20 protein-coding genes and 4 tRNA genes are annotated in these 20,647 nt (G+C 51.5%); 6 read left to right on the top strand and 18 right to left on the bottom strand.

Features of this window, described 5'->3' with window-relative positions; genetic code table 11:
• Positions 1 to 18: 18 nt before the first annotated feature.
• Entirely contained in the window at positions 19 to 297 is a 279-nt protein-coding gene (locus ACT3T7_RS01585; RefSeq protein ID WP_444629860.1) for an FmdB family zinc ribbon protein, read from the bottom strand.
• Positions 298 to 481: 184 nt separating this feature from the next.
• Between ACT3T7_RS01585 and ACT3T7_RS01580 the strand changes: the two genes are divergently transcribed.
• Positions 482 to 1,423 (top strand): D-2-hydroxyacid dehydrogenase, encoded by a 942-nt coding sequence (locus ACT3T7_RS01580; RefSeq protein ID WP_172116601.1) that lies wholly within the window; start codon positions 482 to 484, stop codon positions 1,421 to 1,423.
• A gap of 19 nt (positions 1,424 to 1,442) precedes the next feature.
• Here the strand turns inward: ACT3T7_RS01580 and yccX are convergent, their stop codons facing one another.
• Both yccX and ACT3T7_RS01570 read right to left on the bottom strand, forming a co-directional pair.
• A complete protein-coding gene (gene yccX / locus ACT3T7_RS01575; protein ID WP_172116600.1) occupies positions 1,443 to 1,718 on the bottom strand; it encodes an acylphosphatase in 276 nt (91 codons plus the stop codon).
• A complete protein-coding gene (locus ACT3T7_RS01570; RefSeq protein WP_172116599.1) occupies positions 1,718 to 2,656 on the bottom strand; it encodes a YihY/virulence factor BrkB family protein in 939 nt (312 codons plus the stop codon). Before ACT3T7_RS01570 ends, yccX begins: the two co-directional genes overlap by 1 nt.
• A gap of 155 nt (positions 2,657 to 2,811) precedes the next feature.
• On the opposite strand from ACT3T7_RS01570, the gene ACT3T7_RS01565 reads away from it, so the two are divergent.
• Positions 2,812 to 3,909: a bifunctional nicotinamide-nucleotide adenylyltransferase/Nudix hydroxylase gene (locus tag ACT3T7_RS01565; protein WP_172116598.1), complete on the top strand. Its 1,098-nt coding sequence runs from the start codon at positions 2,812 to 2,814 to the stop codon at positions 3,907 to 3,909.
• Positions 3,910 to 3,913: 4 nt separating this feature from the next.
• Here the strand turns inward: ACT3T7_RS01565 and ACT3T7_RS01560 are convergent, their stop codons facing one another.
• The 6 genes from ACT3T7_RS01560 to ACT3T7_RS01535 all read right to left on the bottom strand — a co-directional run bounded on the left by ACT3T7_RS01560 (position 3,914) and on the right by ACT3T7_RS01535 (position 10,795).
• Positions 3,914 to 4,831, bottom strand: coding sequence for a LysR substrate-binding domain-containing protein (locus ACT3T7_RS01560; RefSeq protein ID WP_087105473.1), 918 nt, complete (start codon positions 4,829 to 4,831; stop codon positions 3,914 to 3,916).
• A 24-nt stretch (positions 4,832 to 4,855) separates the two neighbouring features.
• Positions 4,856 to 6,274 carry a cardiolipin synthase gene (cls, locus tag ACT3T7_RS01555; RefSeq protein ID WP_444629859.1) on the bottom strand — a complete coding sequence of 473 codons (1,419 nt, stop codon included), beginning with the start codon at positions 6,272 to 6,274 and terminating at the stop codon, positions 4,856 to 4,858.
• 121 nt (positions 6,275 to 6,395) lie between these two features.
• Positions 6,396 to 7,901, bottom strand: coding sequence for a fumarate hydratase (locus ACT3T7_RS01550; RefSeq protein ID WP_172116596.1), 1,506 nt, complete (start codon positions 7,899 to 7,901; stop codon positions 6,396 to 6,398).
• Positions 7,902 to 8,145: 244 nt separating this feature from the next.
• Positions 8,146 to 10,170, bottom strand: coding sequence for an excinuclease ABC subunit UvrB (gene uvrB, locus ACT3T7_RS01545; RefSeq protein ID WP_444629858.1), 2,025 nt, complete (start codon positions 10,168 to 10,170; stop codon positions 8,146 to 8,148).
• Positions 10,171 to 10,190: 20 nt separating this feature from the next.
• Positions 10,191 to 10,598: an OsmC family protein gene (locus ACT3T7_RS01540; protein ID WP_192526950.1), complete on the bottom strand. Its 408-nt coding sequence runs from the start codon at positions 10,596 to 10,598 to the stop codon at positions 10,191 to 10,193.
• On the bottom strand, positions 10,598 to 10,795 hold the full coding sequence (locus ACT3T7_RS01535; RefSeq protein WP_087105479.1) for a hypothetical protein: 198 nt from the start codon (positions 10,793 to 10,795) through the stop codon (positions 10,598 to 10,600). The genes ACT3T7_RS01540 and ACT3T7_RS01535 overlap by 1 nt, the downstream gene beginning before the upstream one ends.
• 156 nt (positions 10,796 to 10,951) lie before the next feature.
• On the opposite strand from ACT3T7_RS01535, the gene ygfZ reads away from it, so the two are divergent.
• Entirely contained in the window at positions 10,952 to 11,941 is a 990-nt protein-coding gene (gene ygfZ, locus ACT3T7_RS01530) for a CAF17-like 4Fe-4S cluster assembly/insertion protein YgfZ (RefSeq protein ID WP_444629857.1), read from the top strand.
• A 10-nt stretch (positions 11,942 to 11,951) separates the two neighbouring features.
• Here the strand turns inward: ygfZ and ACT3T7_RS01525 are convergent, their stop codons facing one another.
• The 8 genes from ACT3T7_RS01525 to ACT3T7_RS01490 all read right to left on the bottom strand — a co-directional run bounded on the left by ACT3T7_RS01525 (position 11,952) and on the right by ACT3T7_RS01490 (position 17,128).
• Positions 11,952 to 12,731 (bottom strand): TatD family hydrolase, encoded by a 780-nt coding sequence (locus tag ACT3T7_RS01525; protein ID WP_444629856.1) that lies wholly within the window; start codon positions 12,729 to 12,731, stop codon positions 11,952 to 11,954.
• An 80-nt stretch (positions 12,732 to 12,811) separates the two neighbouring features.
• Positions 12,812 to 14,401 (bottom strand): peptide chain release factor 3, encoded by a 1,590-nt coding sequence (locus tag ACT3T7_RS01520; RefSeq protein WP_193053530.1) that lies wholly within the window; start codon positions 14,399 to 14,401, stop codon positions 12,812 to 12,814.
• Between the two features lie 285 nt (positions 14,402 to 14,686).
• A complete protein-coding gene (locus ACT3T7_RS01515; RefSeq protein ID WP_172116591.1) occupies positions 14,687 to 14,896 on the bottom strand; it encodes a putative motility protein in 210 nt (69 codons plus the stop codon).
• A gap of 75 nt (positions 14,897 to 14,971) precedes the next feature.
• Complete coding sequence (locus ACT3T7_RS01510) at positions 14,972 to 16,213, bottom strand: NAD(P)/FAD-dependent oxidoreductase (RefSeq protein WP_172116590.1); 1,242 nt, start codon at positions 16,211 to 16,213, stop codon at positions 14,972 to 14,974.
• Positions 16,214 to 16,632: 419 nt separating this feature from the next.
• Positions 16,633 to 16,707: transfer RNA gene (locus tag ACT3T7_RS01505), tRNA-His, on the bottom strand.
• Between the two features lie 36 nt (positions 16,708 to 16,743).
• A tRNA-His gene (locus tag ACT3T7_RS01500) sits at positions 16,744 to 16,818 on the bottom strand.
• Between the two features lie 65 nt (positions 16,819 to 16,883).
• Positions 16,884 to 16,960: transfer RNA gene (locus ACT3T7_RS01495), tRNA-Arg, on the bottom strand.
• A gap of 91 nt (positions 16,961 to 17,051) precedes the next feature.
• Positions 17,052 to 17,128: transfer RNA gene (locus tag ACT3T7_RS01490), tRNA-Pro, on the bottom strand.
• A gap of 205 nt (positions 17,129 to 17,333) precedes the next feature.
• On the opposite strand from ACT3T7_RS01490, the gene folD reads away from it, so the two are divergent.
• Positions 17,334 to 18,194 (top strand): bifunctional methylenetetrahydrofolate dehydrogenase/methenyltetrahydrofolate cyclohydrolase FolD, encoded by an 861-nt coding sequence (gene folD, locus ACT3T7_RS01485; RefSeq protein ID WP_444629855.1) that lies wholly within the window; start codon positions 17,334 to 17,336, stop codon positions 18,192 to 18,194.
• A 47-nt stretch (positions 18,195 to 18,241) separates the two neighbouring features.
• The gene (gene mtnN, locus ACT3T7_RS01480; protein WP_087105492.1) at positions 18,242 to 18,949 is read left to right on the top strand and encodes a 5'-methylthioadenosine/S-adenosylhomocysteine nucleosidase; all 708 of its coding nucleotides are present in this window, start codon (positions 18,242 to 18,244) and stop codon (positions 18,947 to 18,949) included.
• A gap of 100 nt (positions 18,950 to 19,049) precedes the next feature.
• On the opposite strand, the gene pyrC is transcribed toward mtnN, so the two are convergent.
• Positions 19,050 to 20,087 carry a dihydroorotase gene (pyrC, locus tag ACT3T7_RS01475; RefSeq protein ID WP_444629854.1) on the bottom strand — a complete coding sequence of 346 codons (1,038 nt, stop codon included), beginning with the start codon at positions 20,085 to 20,087 and terminating at the stop codon, positions 19,050 to 19,052.
• A 143-nt stretch (positions 20,088 to 20,230) separates the two neighbouring features.
• Here pyrC and ACT3T7_RS01470 point away from each other — a divergent pair, with 143 nt between their 5' ends.
• Positions 20,231 to 20,647 (top strand): hypothetical protein, encoded by a 417-nt coding sequence (locus ACT3T7_RS01470; protein WP_444622619.1) that lies wholly within the window; start codon positions 20,231 to 20,233, stop codon positions 20,645 to 20,647.

The following is a 20,647-nucleotide window of genomic DNA, read 5'->3' as shown; positions in this document are numbered from 1 at the left end:
AGGCCCTGACCGCTACAGTCAAACTGCAGAGTCTTTTGACGTGGAAGTAGTATCGCTTTTAGCACTGGTGTTAGCCGTTGTGCTTTTTGCATCAGCGACCAGGTTCTTTTTACTTCCCGTTTTAAAATCGGTTTCATACCAACCACCGCCCGCCAGGCGGAACCCTGCCGCGGATACAAGCCGCACCAAGTCATTACGATTGCACGCAGGACACTCTTTTAACGGATCTGCGCTGATTTTCTGTAATTTTTCCATGCGATGGCCGCAGGCCTTGCACTCATATTCATAGATAGGCATGTTGATAATTCCTGAAAGCTCAACGACGACAGAATATTGTCGAATATAAACGCAGCCAGCTGCGAATATGTAGCCTGTCGATATAAAATCCAAGGCTGCGGTTGATAAAGCGTCAATATTATACCCTTTTGTGCCCCCTGCCGAGCAAGGTTAACAAGCCCTGGCAGCAACTGGAGAGAATAAAATGCCTCATGCGGTCATGTTGGATGCGAAAAGTCTTGGGCCTCAAATAGATTTAAGCGCTATTCGCGGTGCGGTTACTCAACTGGATGTCTTCGATCAAAGTACAACGCAACAAGCTAAAGAGCGCTTGGCAAATGCTGACATCGCATTAGTAAACAAGGTGGTACTGGATGCGGAAACGTTAAAACAGCTGCCTTCGCTTCGCTTGATTTGTGTCATGGCTACTGGTCTAAACAATATCGACCTTGAGGCAGCAAAAGCACTTAATATCAGCGTTAAGAATGTTGCGGCATACGGCACGGCAAGCGTGTCTCAGCACACATTAATGCTGATACTTAACCTGGCAAACCGCCTACCTCTATACCAACAGGAAGTCGCCAAAGGTGTTTGGCAGCAAAGCGACTTTTTCTGCCTCCAGGACCACGTAACGCTACAGTTAGCGGGCAAGCGGCTGGTGATGGTGGGCCAGGGCGAACTGGGAACGGAAGTGGCGCGCTTGGCGGAGGCCTTTGGCCTTCAGGTGACTTTTACGGCACGCCCCGGTCACGAAGCTAACGACGCACGCCCTTCTCTCGATGACGTGCTGCCTGAAGCCGATATTATCAGCCTACACTGCCCGCTTAATGCTGATACGCAGCACCTTATTAACCAAGAGCGTTTGGCCAAGGCCAAACCCTCCCTTCTGCTCGTAAATTGCGCTCGCGGTGGCATTATTGATGAAGTAGCGGCGCTTGAGGCATTACGCCAAGGGCGTATCGGCGGGTTAGCCGTAGACGTGCTTCCTGTAGAGCCACCGAGGGAGGGACATCCACTACTGGCAGCGCTGGATGAACCGCTTAATCTGATTGTCACCCCCCACAATGCATGGGTAACGCCAGAAGCGCGCCAAAACATTATCGCTCTAACGGCGGAAAACATTACGCAATGGAAGCACGCCCAGTAAGCCTAAAATAAATATTAGCCTAATGCGTCGTGAAAGCATCAGGAGCGCGGCATTGGGCTAATGCCTCATATTCGACATGGGTTACCTGCGCATTAGCAGGGCCTTGCCAAAGCCACTCCAGCAGCATGTTCACACGCTGATGTTCGCCACACATGAGAACCTCCACCCGCCCATCCGCCAGATTTTTGGCATGACCGGTTACTCCTGCCGGTAACGCCTGCTTTTGAACGGCGCGGCGATACCCTACGCCCTGCACTTTTCCGGTGACCAAGGCTTTTATGCAACACGTTGACACTATTCGTCTCCTGCTATCCTGGGCGTAAACGCCTCTGTTTCCAAAACTTCCTGCCTAACCTGAACGGCACTGTTTCGCGGAATAAGCTTTCTGCCTCGACGTAGCAAAAGCGAGCGCGTAAAGGCCGCTCCGAACAGAAGTATCAGTGACGAGTAATACACCCACAGCAATACCATCACCACCGACCCGGCAGCGCCGTATGTCGATGCCGTTGCGGTATAGGTGAGATAAATCGCAATCACGGTGCGGCCGATAGTAAACAGTACGGCCGTGACAACAGCCCCGGTTAAGACATCCTGCCAACGCAGCACTACATCGGGCAACACTTTGAAAATAGCCGCAAATAGCAAGGTAACGACGCCAAGTGACACAAGAGAGTCCAATAGTGTCGTGGTATAGCCGGCGAGCGGGACAAGGTCACCTGCCATTTGCAGGATGCTTCGCAAAGCAATACTTAATACCAACGAAATTAATAGAATAAAACCAATGAGAAAGACAACCATTAACGATAAAAAGCGCGTTTTTATAAATACAAACAAGCTGTTACTGGCCGGCTTGGCGATCACTCCCCATATGGTGTTCAGTGAAAGCTGCATTTGCGCAAAGACGGTTGTTGCACCGACTAACAGAGCACAAACGCCTAACACAGAAGGCAATACACCAGACTCTTCGAACCGAGAGTGGATAACGGCCTCTTCAATCGCGGAGGCCACATCGGTACCCAGTGAGTCCTGCAGCTGGGCCACGATTTGACCCTGAGCAGCGTTTTCACCAAAGACAATACCGATAACCGCAACGGCAATAATGACAGTAGGGGCTAATGAAAAAAGCGTATAAAACGCTAATGAGCCCGCGAAGCTAAACGCATGACGCTCTAACCATAGCTTCGTTGCATCCTGGACCACCTTCCACCAAAAAGTGAGGGTGTCTTTAGTCATATTCAGTCCCTTGCGTCATTTATGGATGGCTTTATGTGCAATAGCTTAGCAGCATACCCAATACGGGTGCAGTACGTAGCCTTCGTCAGATTGCACCGCTGAACCGCTCTCTTCATAATGACGCTGTTATTTGACCAAATGTTAAAGGAACCACCATGGCCCTTGATGCAACATGCTCTACGCCTGCTTACACCTTTGATTGTTTGGTATTTATTGGGCGTTTTCAGCCTCCTCACTTAGGCCACTTGGCCGTTATCCGTGAAGCACTTAATCAAGCACGTCAGGTCATTGTACTGGTAGGCTCTGCATGGCAGGCGCGCTCGCTGAGAAATCCATGGCGCTTTGATGAACGCCAGGCAATGATTCGTTCCGGGTTTGATGATGCTGATAACCAGCGGTTAGAAATCACGCCGCTGCTGGATGCTCTTTACAACGATGATGTTTGGGTAAGAGATGTACAGCGAAAGGTACGAGACTTAGCCGCACCGGCTAATATTCGTTTACCACGCATTGGTTTGATCGGTGCAAGCCGTGGTCAGTCAAGCTACTACTTGTCTCTGTTTCCGCAGTGGGAATCCGTCAGCGTTCCGCTGATTGAAGGCATTTCAGCCAGCCAGATTCGTGAACGACTGTTTCGATCGCCAAGCGCTTCAGACGATTATTTGAGCACGGGGGCTTATCATGACCTGCCGCCCGGCGTGGTCAGTCGCGTTAGCGAATTTTGTCGCGAAAGCGCCTATCAACAATTACTGGAAGAGCAACGACTACTGGACCAGTACCATCAAGCCTGGTCACATGCTCCCTACCCACCTATTTTTGTTACCGTGAATGCGGTGGTTGTGCAATCCGGGCATGTACTTCTGGTGCGCCGTAATTCAGCACCCGGTAAAGGGTTGTTTGCGCTGCCTGGCGGATTCATTAACCCTCATGAGCGACTGCTGGATGCGTGCTTGCGGGAGCTCAGGGAACGGCTGCGCTTGAAAGTACCAGAACCCGTTCTAAAAGGATCATTACGTGGGCAGCGCCTTTTTGATGAGCCGCACCGAAGCTGGCGAGGACGCACGCTAGCGGAAGCTTTCTACTTTGCACTACGCCCAGACCAACAGCTGCCACGTTTAAAACCCGTTAAAGGCGGTGATCATGCACGGTGGGTGGCACTGGCTGATTTAGAGCCAGACAGCCTATTCGAAGATCATTTTTTTATTATTCAAAACTTTCTTGGCCTGCCTGCTGACTTCGGCACGTCAACTTAACCCATTACGCTTGTAAAAAATCACGTGGCAGCTTCATCATCTGACGCCAAAGCTTCTCAACACCAGGCTTGTGTACCAACGAGCAGCGATAAAGGCGAATTTCGAGCGGTATGTCCCAACTTTCATCACCGGCCCTGACCAAGCGCCCACTTTTGAGCTCTTCACGAATACAAAAATCCGGGATCCACGCCGCTCCAATGCCTTGAAGTACCATGCCTTTTAATCCTTCTGCCATGGCGGTTTCATAAACCGTACGTAATTTCATACGCAAAGGGTCATTCTTTAACAACATTCGCACACTACGCCCTAAAAAAGCGCCCTGGGTATAAGCCAGGTAGGGAATTGAGGCCTCTTGCTGCAGCGAAAAACAGGGTTTCCCCGTCTCGTCGGGTAGCGAGACGGGCAGCATATTGACCTTGCCTATCGAGAAGGACGGGAAAACCTCGGCATCCAACTGCATAGTGGCAAAGGGGTCATAATAGGCCAGCATGAGATCGCAATTACCTTCACGCAGCACGTGGATCGCTTCGCCTACATTCATGGCGACCAAACGCGTTGGCAGCTCTCCAAGGCCTTTCTGAAGGCGTGAAATCCAAGGGGGGAAAAAGCTTAATGCCAATGAGTGAGCGGCCACAATATCAAGTGCTTCATTGGCAATCGACAAGCCACGCAAATGACTTAATGACTCGTTAAGCTGTTCAACGAGGTTTCGCGCCGTCACCAGAAACAACTGCCCTTCTGACGTAAGCCCTACGGGAGTTGTTGAGCGGTCAACAAGGGTTACGCCAATGGCTTGTTCCAGTGCTCGAATGCGGCGGCTAAAAGCAGGTTGAGTAACATGACGCTGGCGGGCAGACGCTGAAAAGCTGCGTGTATTCGCAAGTGCGACAAAATCTTCTAGCCATTTTGTTTCAAGATTCACCCAACACTCCTTTGCCGATTATTGCTATTGGACAGGCGACATTAAATACGCCGCCCGTGATACTACTTTTTTCCATAATGGACGCTGTTGAATTTCATCAATTGTGATACGCCGACAATCATTAAAGTCTTTCACCAACATGGTGTGCACTTCGGCGGCAAATATGGTGTCAGGAATATACGCTGTAATTTCAAAATTTAAGCGAAATGAACGATTATCCAAGTTTACCGTACCTACGGTGGCGGCATCATTATCAATCAGAATTACTTTTTGGTGTAGAAACCCAGGTTGGTAACGGTATATTTTAACGCCTGCTTTTAACATATCGGCCAAAAAAGCAAAGGCCGAGAGAAATACCAGCAGGTGGTCTGGCCGCTCGGGAATCATTACTCGTACGTCAATTCCCCGCATGGCGGCCAAGCGTAGCGCATCCTGAACGCCTTGGTCGGGTACAAAATAGGGGCTGGTGACCCATAGCCGATGCGTTGCACTATGAATCAATTGCTGAATCAACAGGCTGGCTGTGTCCTGTTTGTCTGCGGGGCCTGAAGGGACAATAACAACGTTCTGATCAATATTAGGGTGGCTTTCCGCCTGCCAATTCAAGCTGGTGACCTCCCCCGTTGCCCAGTGCCAATCTTCCCAAAAAGCTTCTTGTAGCCCCAATACACTGGGCCCTTCCAGTGTCAGGTGCGTGTCACGCCAAGGCCCATGGCGTGGGTCCTGGCCCAGATATTCAATCCCCACATTAAAGCCCCCTAACCAACCCCGCTTACCATCGACAACAGCTACCTTGCGATGATTACGAAAATTGAGCTGAAAGCGATGTTTAAAGCCTCTTGAGGAGCGAAACGGGCTGACTTCTACGCCTTCTGCGGCCAGTTCCCGAAGATAGCCCTCATTGAGTTTGCGACTACCAATTTCATCGTAAAGAAAATACACCCGTACCCCGCGGCGTACGGCACCCAGCAAGTGCTGTTGAAGACGGCGGCCCAGCGCATCATCTCGCACAATAAAAAACTGCAGCAGTAAGTAGTGCTCTGCTTCATCAATACCGTTAAACAAGCTATTGAACGTGGCGTCACCATCAATAAGCAACTCAGCGCTATTGCCCCGAGTGAGAGGCATCATGGCCAACTGCTCTACTGCTTGTGTATCAGAATTAGAAAACGGGACTAAATAAGGTAAGGAGCTTTCCTGGTAGCGAGCAAGCACACGCCTTAACACGCTATCGCGCTCCCCGCGGGCCATTACGTATCCATAAAAGCGCGGCCGACCAAAGAACCAATAGGCCGGTAAAGCGATATAAGGAAAGGTAAGAAGAGAGATAATCCATGCGACGGCACCTTGTGATGTCCGGCTAGACATTAGCGCCATGATCGCCGACATCACCCCTAACAGGTGTATCAGCATAATGCTTGTCCCTAGCAGCCAAGAGACCATACCTACATCTCCATTAAACGTATGGATATTTCAAACAGGGTATCGCTATGGTTCTCAATGCACAGAAGCCCCGTATGAACGGGGCTTCTGTAATTTAATCACTCATACAGCACAGACTGCCTTATGCCGTTTGAGCAATAATCTCCTTCCATTTGGCCGGTCCGGTTTGATGAACCGAAGTGCCCTGGCTATCAACCGCTACGGTGACCGGCATATCTTCTACTTCAAACTCATAGATGGCTTCCATCCCCAGGTCCTCAAAACCGACGACCCGGGATTTTTTAATTGCCTGAGCGACCAGGTAAGCCGAGCCACCCACCGCCATCAAGTAGACAGCCTCGTTATCGCGGATTGCGTCTATGGCCACTTGGCCACGTTCCGCTTTACCAACCATACCCAAAAGTCCGGTTTCTTCGAGCATGGTGCGCGTGAATTTATCCATCCGTGTCGCCGTTGTGGGCCCTGCGGGCCCCACCACTTCGTCACGTACCGGGTCAACTGGGCCAACGTAATAGATAAACCGGCCTTTCATATCAACAGGCAGTGGCTCGCCTTTCGCCAGCATATCCACCATGCGCTTATGAGCAGCATCACGACCAGTCAGTAGTTTGCCATTCAGTAACAGCGTATCACCTGGCTGCCAGGTTTTAACTTCTTCGGGTGTTACGGTATCCAGATTAACGCGCTTCACGTTATCACCCATTTCACGGGTAATTTCTGGCCAGTCTTCCAGTTTCGGCGGATCAAGCGCTGCAGGGCCTGAGCCATCCAGCGTGAAATGCGCATGGCGAGTTGCCGCACAGTTAGGAATGATAGCAACCGGCTTATTCGCCGCGTGGGTCGGGTAATCTTTTACTTTTATGTCCAACACCGTGGTAAGGCCGCCGAGACCCTGAGCGCCAATACCACTTTTATTGACCTTATCAAAAAGCTCTAACCGTAGTTCTTCAGCGCGGTTGCTCGGGCCACGTGCTTGCAGGTCCTGAATATCAATAGGGTCAAGCAGTGCTTCTTTTGCGATTTGCATCGCTTTTTCAGCCGTACCGCCGATCCCAATACCCAACATGCCCGGCGGGCACCACCCTGCCCCCATTTTGGGAAGCTGCTCCATGACCCAATCGACAACGCTGTCAGAGGGGTTAAGCATCGCGAACTTGGATTTCGCTTCACTGCCGCCGCCTTTTGCCGCAACGTGAATGTCGACCTTGTCACCAGGCACCAGCTTGTGGTGGATAATAGCCGGCGTATTATCTTTGGTGTTTTGGCGCTTCCCGTCCGGGTCTGCCAGCACGGATGCACGCAGCACGTTATCGGGCAACTGGTAAGCGCGGCGAACACCTTCGTTGACCATGTCGTCCAGGCTCATATCCGCGTCCCAGGTAACGTTCATGCCTACATGAACGAAGACGGTAACAATACCCGTGTCCTGGCAGATAGGCCGATGGCCAGTAGCGCACATTCTCGAGTTAATCAAAATCTGCGCGATAGCATCCTTTGCAGCCGGGTTTTGTTCCCGTTTATATGCTGCATCCATGGCATCAATAAAATCTTTAGGATGATAGTAAGAGATATACTGCAGAGCATCGGCAACGCTTTGTATCACGTCGTCCTGGCGAATCACGGTCATGGAGTAACAGCTCCTTGGTTTTCGTCTTGTCTACGGCTACTTTAACGAAGGTGGAAATAGCCGTTTAAGCGTGCAAGCAGTATACCGTATTGATCCCCAAGCGGCAGCTTCTACGATTTCTTAACTACCATTGAGTGAGTTTGATAGTGATGTTTTGACAATCCAAAACAAGATAACGGTATAAGTTTCTAATTATGCGCTCGGCTCGACTGCCCGCCGGATTTCGGGGCCTTCTGGCATATCTCTATCCTAGCGCCAGCTGTTTTTCTTTCATTTGATGCAGTTGATCGCGCAGGCGCGCTGCTTCTTCAAACTCCAGATTCTGCGCTGCCTCAAACATTGCGTCTTCCAGCTTGCTGATAGCGGCTAACAAATCATGCGCCCCCATGCTGGCGATATCGTAATCACCGGCACCTTCTGCCACCTTACGCTCGGACCCACGCTTGCGGCTGCTCTTTTTGCCGGGGGTTTGCGCAGCTTCCAGAATATCTGCCACGGAGCGCGTCACGGTGGTTGGCGTAATACCATGCTTTTCATTGTGCGCTTGCTGTTTGGCCCGACGACGCTCTGTCTCATCAATCGCTTTGCGCATGGAGTCGGTAATACGATCACCGTACAAAATGGCTTTACCGTGAGCGTTACGTGCCGCGCGTCCAATGGTCTGAATTAGCGAGCGCTCTGCACGCAGGAAGCCTTCCTTGTCAGCATCTAGAATCGCCACCAACGAAACTTCTGGAATATCCAACCCCTCGCGCAGCAGGTTAATACCTACCAACACATCAAACTTGCCCAAGCGCAGATCACGAATAATTTCCACCCGCTCGACGGTATCGATATCGGAGTGCAAATAGCGAACACGCACCCCATGCTCATCAAAGTATTCTGTTAAATCTTCAGCCATACGCTTGGTTAGCGTTGTCACCAGTACGCGCTCACCGGCGGCAGTACGCAAGCCGATCTCGGAAAGCAGATCGTCCACCTGAGTGCTGGCCGGGCGCACTTCAATTTCAGGATCCAGCAGCCCCGTAGGACGCACAACCTGTTCAACGACTTGGCCCGCATGTTCGGCTTCATATTTGCCTGGCGTCGCCGAAACAAAAATAGCTTGAGGAACAATGGATTCCCACTCTTCGAATTTCATGGGACGGTTATCCAACGCCGAAGGCAAGCGGAAACCATACTCTACCAACGTCTCTTTACGTGAACGGTCACCCTTATACATACCGCCCACCTGAGGCACGCTGACGTGAGACTCATCAATAAACAGCAGCGCGTCGTCAGGCAGGTAGTCAAAAAACGTGGGCGGCGGCTCGCCAGGCGCACGCCCGGATAAGTAGCGTGAGTAGTTCTCAATACCGTTGCAGTAACCCAGCTCCAGCATCATCTCGATATCGTAAAGCGTACGCTGTTCAAGGCGCTGCGCTTCTACCAAGCGTTCATGCTTGCGCATCCATTCAAGGCGCTCTTTTAACTCATTTTTTATTGAGTCAATCGCGCCTAAAATGGTTTCACGTGGCGTCACATAGTGGGACTTGGGGTAAATTGTCATACGCGGGACCTGGCCCCGTATGTCCCCGGTTAGCGGATCAAAAATGCGAATAGAGTCAATTTCGTTATCAAACAGCTCAACCCTTACCGCATCTTCATCAGAATCAGCAGGAAAAATATCAATAACATCCCCGCGCACGCGGTACGTACCTCGGCGGAAGTCCATGTCATTACGGGTGTATTGAAGCTCCGCCAAACGACGCAAAAAGGCACGCTGATCAATCAACTCGCCGCGGGTAAAGTGCAGACGCATTTTTAAATACTGGTCGGGGTCACCCAACCCGTAAATAGCAGAAACGGAAACAACGATGAGCGCATCACGACGTTCAAGCAACGCCTTGGTTGCCGAGAGACGCATCTGCTCAATATGGTCATTGATAGAGGCATCTTTTTCGATAAACGTATCCGATGATGGTACGTAGGCTTCGGGCTGATAGTAGTCATAATACGAAACAAAGTACTCGACAGCATTATCCGGAAAGAAGGACTTAAACTCTCCATAAAGCTGAGCCGCGAGGGTTTTGTTAGGTGCCATCACAATGGTCGGGCGCTGAAGCTGCTCAACCACATTCGCCATGGTGAATGTTTTGCCCGACCCGGTTACACCCAGCAGCGTTTGATGGGCAAGTCCTGACTCCAGGCCACTTACCAAGTCTTTTATCGCATTTGGCTGGTCACCGGCAGGCTTAAATTTCGACTGTAACCGAAACTCTTTGCTCATCATTGCTCCTGAATGAAAAGTTAAATAACGTGCGTAGTGATATCGACAGTTGCCTGCGTCATCAGGCGCTGGATGGGGCAGCGATGGCTGATCTCTTCCAGGCGTGCCCGCTGTTCCGGGTCGCTGATCCCATGCAGTGTTAACGCTACATTCAATTTATAAGTTCCATGCGCCTCCTCACTGTCGTCCCGCTGCACCGTGACAGTAATCGCGGTAAGCGGCCACTTCTTGCGCTTGGCATACATCTGCACCGTAATGGCCTTACACGTTCCCAGAGAAATATCGAAATAGTCGTGAGGGTCGGGCGCACTGCCTTCGCCTCCAACCAGAGTGGGAACATCGGCATACAGGGCCTCCAGGCTATCGACCTCAATACGCTGGCGAAATACATGGTTACGCTGGCTGATTACCGTAATAGGCGGATGCATCAGGATACTTTCACTCCCAGTTTGAGCTTCTCTACAGCGTTGATCAGTGCCTCACGTTTAACACGGCCATCCACATCTGCGCCGTGGCGACCTACCTCTGCACTATCAACCCCCTCCAACATCATCAACGCCGTGGTAATCTTGTTGACTTGATCAGCGTTTTTTACGCCTTGAAACGTTAACGATTGCTGTGCCATTACGCTACCCTCCTCACTTAACCTTATGCAAAACTGATACAACAGAAAGATTCTAGCACGCTATTACACCTTGCAATTAGTATCATTAGCCCACAGGTTGAGAAGCGCGGCGTCCTAATCCTACTTTCAGCGATCAGCTACTCATCAGGAGTCTATATGGCAACGGTTATCCCCTCTACTGCGATCACCGACAATGTGCGCCTTCATCACTTGGCAGCGCTGGATGTAACAGGGGCAGATGCTGAAAAATTCCTGCAGGGCCAAACAAGCGCTCAGGTAAGTTTAGCGGATGGCGAGTTTGCCCCTCTTACGTGTTTTTGCACACCCAAAGGAAGAATGCTCGCCAATGGTCAGCTGCTGCGCCTTAACGCTGAACACTTTAGACTTATCCTTAGTGTCTCTCTTGCCGACTCGCTGGCGGCCCATTTAAAAAAATTTGCCGCGTTTTATCGGGCTGAATTGATCCATAACACAAACATCACGTTTATTGGCGCCAGCAAAGCAGCAGGAACCTTAGCTGAGTCACTGGGATTAACCCTTCCTGAACAACCATACGCACAAAGCGTTAATGAACAATCAAGCGTTGTACGCGTGGCCGGGAAAATGCCTCGCTGGCTGTTTTGCACGACTGAGACAACGACAGAGGCATCCTCTCAACAGGTGGTGGACGACGAAGCCCAGCAGGCTGCCTGGCAACTTGCCGACATTCGCAGCGGAATTGCCTGGCTCTCAGAGGCTCAGCAGGATCAATTTCTGCCTCAAATGCTGAACTGGGAAGCACTAGGGGGCATTAGCTTTAAGAAGGGCTGCTACACAGGACAGGAAGTGGTAGCCCGAGCACACTTTCGTGGACAAGTTAAAAAACGCTTGGTTCACGCTGAACTTACATCGACAACGCTACCCGAGACAGGCGCCAGCATAAAAACCGAGCTGGATAAAGCCATGGGCGAGGTCGTTACAAGCGTAAGACGTGATAATGATAGTGTGGAGCTGTTGGCGGTGATGAATACCAAGGCGACAGAAGAAGCGATACCGCTTTACTGGGAAGGCAACGCAATCACCCTACTGCCGCTACCCTACGCTATTGAACGGCTTGACCCTGAACAGCTGGCGGCCACGTTAAAGGGCCAGGCTTACAAGGGCTAGGCTCACTCGTTTAAGAATCCTGAAAAGCCTTAAGCTTAAACAACCGGGCGGCATTGGCACTGCTATGTGCCGCCACCTCTTCTTCTGTTTGGTTGCGCAGCGTGGCCACGACGCGGCACACGCGAGCAACACATTGGGGGTCGTTACGCTCACCCTGATGGCCGCTAAGGGGCATATCAGGGCTATCTGTTTCCAGTACAAAGCCATCATTGGGTAATGCCGCTACCGTTCGCCGCAGCCGCTGAGCACGCTCATAGGTAACAGCGCCCCCAAGCCCCAGTACAAAGCCTCCGTCTAAAAACTTTTGGGCTTGCTCTATAGAGCCTGAGAAGGCGTGAATCAGCCCCGCTTGGGGAAGCGCTAACTGGCGCAGTCGTTTACTGACCTTGTCATTGGCCTGCACACAGTGAACCACGACAGGGAGCTTGTATTGCTTGGCCAAACGCAGCTGATCATCGAAAAGGCGCCACTGCGGCTCCCAAGAATCTTTAAAGCGTGCATCAATACCGCACTCTCCAACCGCTACGACCCTTGGATTTGAATACAGCGCCTGCTCCAGCGCAAGGATATCCTCATCGCGCTGGTGCTGTTCCATAAAACAGGGGTGGAGGCCCAAGCACACACTAACATCATTGCGCTCACCTAGCGCCAGCACCTGTTGCCAGCGCTTCCGAGTAGTGCCAGGCACAATGAAATGAGAGACACCGGCCGCGTGTGCTGCTGCAAAAACAGCATCGCGGTCCTGGTCAAACGCGCTAAAGTCCAGATGACAATGGGCATCGATAAGCACTGCCGGGCCTCCCTGTTGATATACCGCGCAAGCCCCTCCCTGGGCTTGCCAACCTTTGCTTATCTTAAAGAGTAGCTAACTTAATGCTCTCGTGTGGGCTGGAAGCGAATATCGGGCCAGCGCTCCTGGGTCATTTGTAAATTAACCCGAGTAGGTGCGATGTAGGTTAAGTAACCGCCCCCATCAATAGCCAAATTCGTGCTGGCTTTACGCTTAAACTCTTCGAGCATTTTGGCATCGTCGCAATATACCCAACGGGCCGTTTGTACGTTGACCCCCTCATACAGACAATCGACCTTGTACTCTTCCTTTAGCCGATGGGCGACCACGTCAAACTGCAAGGTGCCCACCGCCCCCAGGATTAGATCGTTGTTATCCATAGGCATGAAGACCTGAGTAGCGCCCTCTTCGGAAAGCTGCTGCAAGCCCTTCTGAAGCGCTTTCATTTTCAGCGGGTCTTTCAGGCGAACTCGCTTGAAAAGCTCAGGCGCGAAGTGAGGAATACCGGTAAAACGCATATCCTCGCCGACGGTAAAGGTATCCCCGATTTGGATCGTGCCATGGTTATGCAAGCCAATGATGTCACCCGGCCAGGCTTCTTCTACATGGGAACGATCAGATGCCATAAACGTCAACGCATCGGCAATTTTGACATCCTTGCCAATACGCACATGGCGCATCTTCATGTTTTTCTCATATTTGCCGGAGCAAACACGTAAAAAAGCGATACGGTCCCGATGATTAGGATCCATATTGGCCTGGATCTTAAATACAAACCCGGTGAAACGCTCGTCGTGAGCGGTTACTTCACGCAGGTCAGTTTTATGCGGCTGAGGGGCAGGCGCATACTCGACGAAGCCGTCCAGCATCTCGCGTACACCAAAGTTCCCCATCGCAGTACCGAAGTAGACGGGCGTAAGCTCACCTCGCCGATAAGCCTCAAGATCAAACGTGTGCGAAGCGCCCCGCACCAGCTCGACTTCCATACGCAGCTCTTCGGCCTGCTCTTCGCCCAGAACGGCATCAACCTCAGGGCTATCCAAGCCCTCGATGCGCTTGTCTTCCGGAATATGGCTGCCCTGACCCTGGGTATACAGATGGATAACATCATTGTAAAGGTGGTAGACACCCTTGAAATGACGCCCCATACCAACAGGCCATGTCATGGGCGCGCACTGAATATTTAAAACCGTCTCGACTTCGTCCATCACCTCAATAGGGTCACGGATATCACGGTCCATTTTGTTAATAAAAGTCAGGATGGGCGTGGCACGTAAACGACACACTTCCATCAATTTGATGGTCCGATCTTCGACACCCTTGGCGCCATCAATCACCATCAAAGCGGAGTCAACGGCGGTCAGCGTTCGGTAGGTATCTTCCGAGAAGTCTTCGTGCCCTGGCGTATCCAGCAAGTTCACAACACGACCGCCATAGGGGAACTGCATAACGGAGGTCGTCACCGAGATTCCCCGCTCCTGCTCCATCTTCATCCAGTCAGACGTCGCGTGTCGGTCATTACGCTTGCTTTTCACCGAGCCTGCCAGCTGAATAGCATTCCCAAACAGCAGCATTTTTTCGGTGATGGTTGTTTTACCCGCATCAGGGTGCGAAATGATAGCGAATGTGCGGCGCAGATCCGCTTCCTGGGCTAACTGAGTGTCTTTCATCTTGCCTCTACAGAAATTAGTACTCAGCAACGTAACGCGACTCTGGCTGAGTGATTCAGAATGGGGCGAGATTGTAACGTTATGACCGTTTTGGTGCCATGTTCATTGAAACCTGCGCCTTGAAACCCTTGGGGGAAGACACATGATGGATGCTGGGACATTTTAAGGGCTACTACCATGTGTCCGCGCGAGCGAGGCCTGCAAAATCACTTTTGAGCCCAATCAAAAAACGCCGAACGGGTCGGCGCTTTAAAATGCTAGCTGATGGTGGTCGCAGACAACGTTCTAAGCGTAGGTATTAACCTGCGTACCCACATTACCTTCTTGAGCAAGATTGGGTTCAGCGCCCATATCCGCTGACGCCATGATTTCCGTGACCTGTTGGGCCTGAATATCCAATGCGTCTTTGAAGATCTGCATTTGGGCCTGTTCAGCAGTTTGCGCTTGATTCATATAAAGCGCTGTACTCACCGTATTGCTTATAGATACATCCATAAAGCCTGCCCTCAGAAGTCAAACGTCAAATCAGCTTAGCAAATAACCGGACAACCTACAAAGCGGCGTGGCGATTTAGAACCGCTCAGCTCGAAAGGGTGACATATCAATTTCTGTCGGCTTGCCTTCGATCATGTCAGCCAATAGCTGACCTGTCGCTGGACCAAGGGTAAACCCTTGGTGCCCGTGCCCAAATGCTAACCATAACCCAGGATGGCGTGGTGCCGGTCCAATAATCGGCTTCATATCTGGCAAACAGGGGCGCGCGCCCTTCCAGGCGGCCGCATCATAGCGCTCGCCAAGCGGAAAAATAGTCCTGGCCACTTTTTCCGCCGCTTCCAGCTGATGCTCATCAGCGGGCGACTCTATTCGATCAAGCTCAGCACCGGTCGTCAGACGCACTCCTGCGTTCATGGGCGCCAGCAAATAGCCAACTTCAGCATCCATTAACCAGTAATTCAGCTTGGCTGGCGCTTGGGCAGCATAGTGCATGTGATAGCCACGCTTAACAAAGGTAGGAAAATGATAGCCCAGCCCTTTCATCCATTCGCCAGACCATGGTCCCAAGGCAACCACCACGCCATCAGTGTCAAGGGTTTGCGTTTCAGTAACGATCCGCCAGCGCTCGCCTGCTTGCTCAACTTTTTGAATATCCGCCTGAAGAAGCTTGCCTCCGTTGTCCATAAAATCTTGCGCATAGGCGGCCACCAAGGCACCCGGATCGGCCACCGTCCAGGGGTCCAGCCAATGAATAGCGCCAATAATATCCTTACCTAAATTCGGCTCTTTGCTTTCAATGCCTGCACGATCCAGCACGTTAAACTGCACCCCATAATGCTCACGAGCTTCTTCAGCCTCTTTAATACGTTTTTCCAAGCGCGACTGCGTGCGGTAAATCTCTAACCACCCTTCACGGCGCACCAAGTGCTCGGCGCCAGCAGCTTCAATCATCGGACCGTGCGTTTTTAAGCACAATTGGATGAGAGAAGCCCACTCAGGAATGATTTTTTTATAGCGGCCTGATGAAGAGTTATGCCAATAGCTTAACAGGGGTGAAGCGGCATTCAGCATGCCTGCCGGGCGATAACGAATATCCACGCGCTTGTTAGGCAGCACGCTTAAAATGGTTTTCATATCACGAGGGAATGCATAAGGACGCACCGCTTCTCGCTGAATGATGCCCGCATTACCAAACGACGTTTCCCGACCAGGCTGGCGTCTGTCCACCAAGGTGACCTGGTGCCCGCGACGCTGTAAATGCCATGCAATACTGACACCCACCATGCCTGCCCCTAGCACTACCGTTTGTCGCGTCATCTTGTATTCTCCTCAGCGCTAATACCTACGTTTAATACAGGCGAAAACAACGCCAGCAACTGATTGAAAAATATCACTAAACAAAGGGCACTTGCACAGCTTAAAAAGCTTTTTTCAAGGCTTTTTACAGCAATTAACGCTATAAAAATATCACTAGCAGACAACTCCACTGCTTTAGAGCTTTGCAGGCGGACAAAGCCACAAAAACAGCTTAAGCAGCAATTAAATGCAGGGTGCATGAAGAGCAAGCACAGCCAGGGAAGCAGTAAGGAAGCATGACGAATAAAACAAGCTGTCTTTAAACAGACATTACAACATGCAGGAAGGGATATGAAAGAAAAATGCAGGGATCAAAAACAAAAAAACCACAATTAAGTGGTATCAGATATGAAGAGAAGATATTAAATAAGCAATACGAATGGGGTGGATGATGGGTTTCGAACCCACGACCACCGGAGTCACAATCCGGGGCTCTACCACTGAGCTACATCCACCACAACCTAAAACTGTAGCCGCATATTACTATCGAATGGGGTGGATGATGGGGTTCGAACCCACGACCACCGGAGTCACAATCCGGGGCTCTACCACTGAGCTACACCCACCATTGATAGCACTAACGTACTTAAACTTTCCTAACCGGCAAATGACCATCGAACAGCATTACTAATGGCACGCCCAGCAGGACTTGAACCCGCAACCTACGGCTTAGAAGGCCGTTGCTCTATCCGGTTGAGCTATGGGCGCACATAAAGCATCCCAAAAAACACTGAACGCCAATGAGCACTTGACCACAACCAAACTTGGAAAAGCAAAGTAACGCCTTTCGCGTTAAGTGTGGTCGGGATGGAGGGATTCGAACCCCCGACATCCTGCTCCCAAAGCAGGCGCGCTACCAGACTGCGCTACATCCCGATTTATCACCTTTGACGCTTACCGCGCTGCTCGTCTCAAGCGAGGCATATATTACTATTTTTAAAATTAAAGTCAACACTTAACGCGATTGATTGTGTAGAAGCTTTGCCTGGCCGCTTGGGCATGCGAAAATTACTCCTTATAGTAAATGCTCAAGCAAGCGTGCTTTTGCATCAGCGCTCCAACCTCCATAGGATCTTTGTAAATGACCGCCCAACTTATCGATGGAAAAGCCATCGCTGCTCTTGTCCGTCAACGCGTTGCCGAGAAGATAGCCAAACGTCAGCAAGCAGGCGCTCGTGCACCAGGACTAGCCGTTGTTGTGGTCGGTGAAGACCCGGCGTCTCACGTCTATGTTAGTAATAAACATCGAGCCTGCGAACAAGCGGGCATCCTATCGTTTCAACATGCCCTCCCCGCCGCTACCACGCAGCAAGCGTTGGAAGCATTGGTTGACCAGCTTAATGATGATGCAAGCATAGACGGCATCCTGGTTCAGCTACCGCTTCCAGCTCACCTGGACGCCAACCCGATTCTGGAGCGCATTAAGCCCGACAAAGATGTCGATGGTTTTCACCCCTACAATCTTGGCCGGCTTGCTCAGCGGTTGCCGGCTCTACGCCCCTGCACCCCCAAAGGGGTCATGACCATGCTGGCAGAAAGCGGCCTGTCGGTGCGTGGCTTAAACGCCACTATCGTTGGCGCTTCTAACATCGTGGGCCGCCCAATGGCGCTGGAACTGATGCTGGCAGGCGCGACCATCACTGTATGCCATCGCTTTACCCAGGATTTGCAGACCCATGTTAACCGTGCCGACCTGGTGGTCGTGGCTGTCGGCAAACCTGGCATTGTTAAAGGGGAGTGGATTAAGGAAGGTGCCATTGTGATTGATGTTGGTATTAACCGTCAGGAAGATGGCTCGCTGGTGGGAGATGTTGATTTTGCAGCTGCGGCCGAGCGGGCCAGCTTTATCACCCCCGTTCCGGGGGGCGTAGGCCCCATGACCGTTGCCACTTTGCTTGAAAATACGCTTGAAGCGGCTGAGCATCACGACGCCAACGCTTAGGCTTACTGTACTGTTAATTTTTAGGGTTTGATAAAGGAGCCTATTCGATGAAGCGTATTGGCATTATTGGCGCAATGGCGCAAGAAGTCGGCATTCTGGTCGGGCAGCTCGACAATGCTGAGCGCTATGAGCATGCAGGGTTTGTATTTCATACCGGTATGCGCCATGGGCTAGAGGTAGTGATACTACAGTCCGGCATTGGCAAGGTGAATGCGGCTGTGGGTACCGCCATTCTTCTGGAACGCCACCACCCCGACGCTATCATCAATACGGGTTCAGCGGGCGGATTTGCAAGCGATCTCAACATTGGTGACGTCATCATTTCAGATGAAGTACGCCATCATGATGTCGATGCAGTGGTGTTCGGCTATGAAATAGGTCAGGTGCCCGGCATGCCCGCGGCTTACCTGGCAGATGTTCAGCTACGCGCCATTGCCCGCCAGGCAATCAAAGAGGTTGGCGAGGTTAACGTCCGAGAGGGTCTCATTGCGACAGGTGATGCGTTTATGTCTGACCCTGCACGCGTGGCTGCGACACAGGCCCAGTTCCCTTCCATGCTGGCGGTTGAGATGGAGGCTGCGGCGATTGCGCAAACCTGTCACCTGTATCAATGTCCGTTCGTGGTGATTCGTGCGTTATCCGACATTCCGGGCAACGATGATAACCACCTTTCTTTTGAACAGTTCCTGGACGTAGCCGCCGCCCACTCATCGCGCATGGTGGACCACATGCTACAGACACTTGGCCAGCGCTAAGATCGTAGCAATAGCCGGTGTTTACCACTAACGAAAACGGAGCCAAATGGCTCCGTTTTCGTTTCTTACTTCATCAACAGATTTCTTACTTCATCAACAGTTACGCTTTAATGGACCACTCAAGCGACTCTCCCGCCAGCAATGGGACAATCGTTTTGCCCCCCGCGTAAGGATAGGCTTCCGGCAGTTGCCAGGGTTTACGCTCTAACGTGATTTTATCGGCATTAGGCGCCAAGCCATAAAAACGCGGACCATTCAGGCTGGCAAACGCTTCCAACTTATCGAGCGCGCCTACTTCATCAAAGGCCCTTGCATATAATTCAATCGCCGCCGATGCCGTGTAAGCGCCAGCGCAGCCACAACTGGATTCCTTATCGCCCTTGGCGTGAGGCGCGCTATCCGTACCTAAAAAGAACTTGGGGCTGCCACTGGAGGCTGCTTTCAGTAATGCCTGGCGGTGCTGTTCGCGCTTTAAGATGGGCAGGCAGTAGTAGTGCGGGCGAATCCCACCCACCAGCATTTTGTTGCGGTTAAACAGCAAGTGATGAACCGTAATAGTGGCCGCAACATTATCCGGCGCGTTTGCCACAAACTCTGCCGCTTGCTGGGTCGTAATATGCTCAAAAACAACCTTTAGCGCGGGATGACGCGCCAGCAGAGGCTTCATTACCGTTTCGATAAATACTGCTTCACGATCAAAAATATCGATATCAGCAGTGGTTACTTCACCATGAACAAGCAGCGGCATTCCCACCTTGGCAAGCATGGCAATGGTGTCATCGCAGTGCGCAAGATCGGTGACACCCGAATCCGAGTTGGTGGTTGCTCCGGCAGGGTAAAGCTTAACCGCTTTAATCACGCCGCTTTGTGCTGCGCGCTCAATTTCCTCAGGCGGCGTCGTATCGGTTAAATAGAGCGTCATAAGTGGCTCGAACGTGCTGCCTTCAGGCAAGGCCGCCAAAATACGCTCACGGTATTCAAGCGCCTGAGCCGTGGTCGTTACCGGAGGCGTTAAGTTAGGCATAATAATCGCACGGCCCATTTGGGCGGCGGTATGGCCTACCACGGCTTTCAGCGCCTCGCCATCACGCAAATGGAGGTGCCAGTCATCGGGGCGGGTCAGGGTAATAGCGTCCACGGCAAGTCCTAAGCTGTTTAAAGAAGAAAAGCCAATACAGTATACGTGATCCACTTGGCGGAGAAATCTGCTTATCAATGTCACACACCGTAACAAGTATCGTATTATAACGGCACTCTTAGAGGTTCAAGGTCCAATTGTTTATGCAAAATGTGCGACGCTATGCGGATATTATTGCCAGCATAGAGGGGCTGGTATGGCTAGGTCTCGCTTGGTCGATTTCTATTTCCGTACATACCGGCAATACCGAGCCGACGCTGGCAGCACTTTTTATCGTGGGTGCGCTGGTGCTATTTAGCTGGGCACACCGACCGATGCGCTATCTACTGCGCCGCTACCATATCCGTAAGCGGCGCACGGATATGTGGATTCATATTCTGGCGCTACCCCTTCTGCTCGCGATGTTCTTTCATATCATGGTGGAAGCGACGTTAGGCAGCACCTGGCTGCCACCAAAAATGCTGTTATTCAATCTAATGGCATCCGCTGGCTGGCTGACCTATGTCATGACGCTACTCATTAAGGTTGTCATTCACAGCATCAAAACTTCACGTAAATAG

Source organism: Halomonas sp. 111 (genome assembly GCF_052379685.1).
Lineage (GTDB): Bacteria > Pseudomonadota > Gammaproteobacteria > Pseudomonadales > Halomonadaceae > Vreelandella > Vreelandella citrativorans.
This window is presented reverse-complemented; position numbering and strand designations above follow the sequence as displayed.

Coding starts and splice junctions, on each gene's coding strand:
- ACT3T7_RS01585 (WP_444629860.1), bottom strand. CDS start 297: ATGCCTATCTATGAATATGAGTGCAAGGCCTGCGGCCATCGCATGGAA.
- ACT3T7_RS01580 (WP_172116601.1), top strand. CDS start 482: ATGCCTCATGCGGTCATGTTGGATGCGAAAAGTCTTGGGCCTCAAATA.
- ACT3T7_RS01570 (WP_172116599.1), bottom strand. CDS start 2,656: ATGACTAAAGACACCCTCACTTTTTGGTGGAAGGTGGTCCAGGATGCA.
- ACT3T7_RS01565 (WP_172116598.1), top strand. CDS start 2,812: ATGGCCCTTGATGCAACATGCTCTACGCCTGCTTACACCTTTGATTGT.
- cls (WP_444629859.1), bottom strand. CDS start 6,274: ATGGTCTCTTGGCTGCTAGGGACAAGCATTATGCTGATACACCTGTTA.
- ACT3T7_RS01550 (WP_172116596.1), bottom strand. CDS start 7,901: ATGACCGTGATTCGCCAGGACGACGTGATACAAAGCGTTGCCGATGCT.
- uvrB (WP_444629858.1), bottom strand. CDS start 10,170: ATGAGCAAAGAGTTTCGGTTACAGTCGAAATTTAAGCCTGCCGGTGAC.
- ACT3T7_RS01540 (WP_192526950.1), bottom strand. CDS start 10,598: ATGCATCCGCCTATTACGGTAATCAGCCAGCGTAACCATGTATTTCGC.
- ACT3T7_RS01535 (WP_087105479.1), bottom strand. CDS start 10,795: ATGGCACAGCAATCGTTAACGTTTCAAGGCGTAAAAAACGCTGATCAA.
- ygfZ (WP_444629857.1), top strand. CDS start 10,952: ATGGCAACGGTTATCCCCTCTACTGCGATCACCGACAATGTGCGCCTT.
- ACT3T7_RS01520 (WP_193053530.1), bottom strand. CDS start 14,401: ATGAAAGACACTCAGTTAGCCCAGGAAGCGGATCTGCGCCGCACATTC.
- ACT3T7_RS01515 (WP_172116591.1), bottom strand. CDS start 14,896: ATGGATGTATCTATAAGCAATACGGTGAGTACAGCGCTTTATATGAAT.
- ACT3T7_RS01510 (WP_172116590.1), bottom strand. CDS start 16,213: ATGACGCGACAAACGGTAGTGCTAGGGGCAGGCATGGTGGGTGTCAGT.
- folD (WP_444629855.1), top strand. CDS start 17,334: ATGACCGCCCAACTTATCGATGGAAAAGCCATCGCTGCTCTTGTCCGT.
- mtnN (WP_087105492.1), top strand. CDS start 18,242: ATGAAGCGTATTGGCATTATTGGCGCAATGGCGCAAGAAGTCGGCATT.
- ACT3T7_RS01470 (WP_444622619.1), top strand. CDS start 20,231: ATGCAAAATGTGCGACGCTATGCGGATATTATTGCCAGCATAGAGGGG.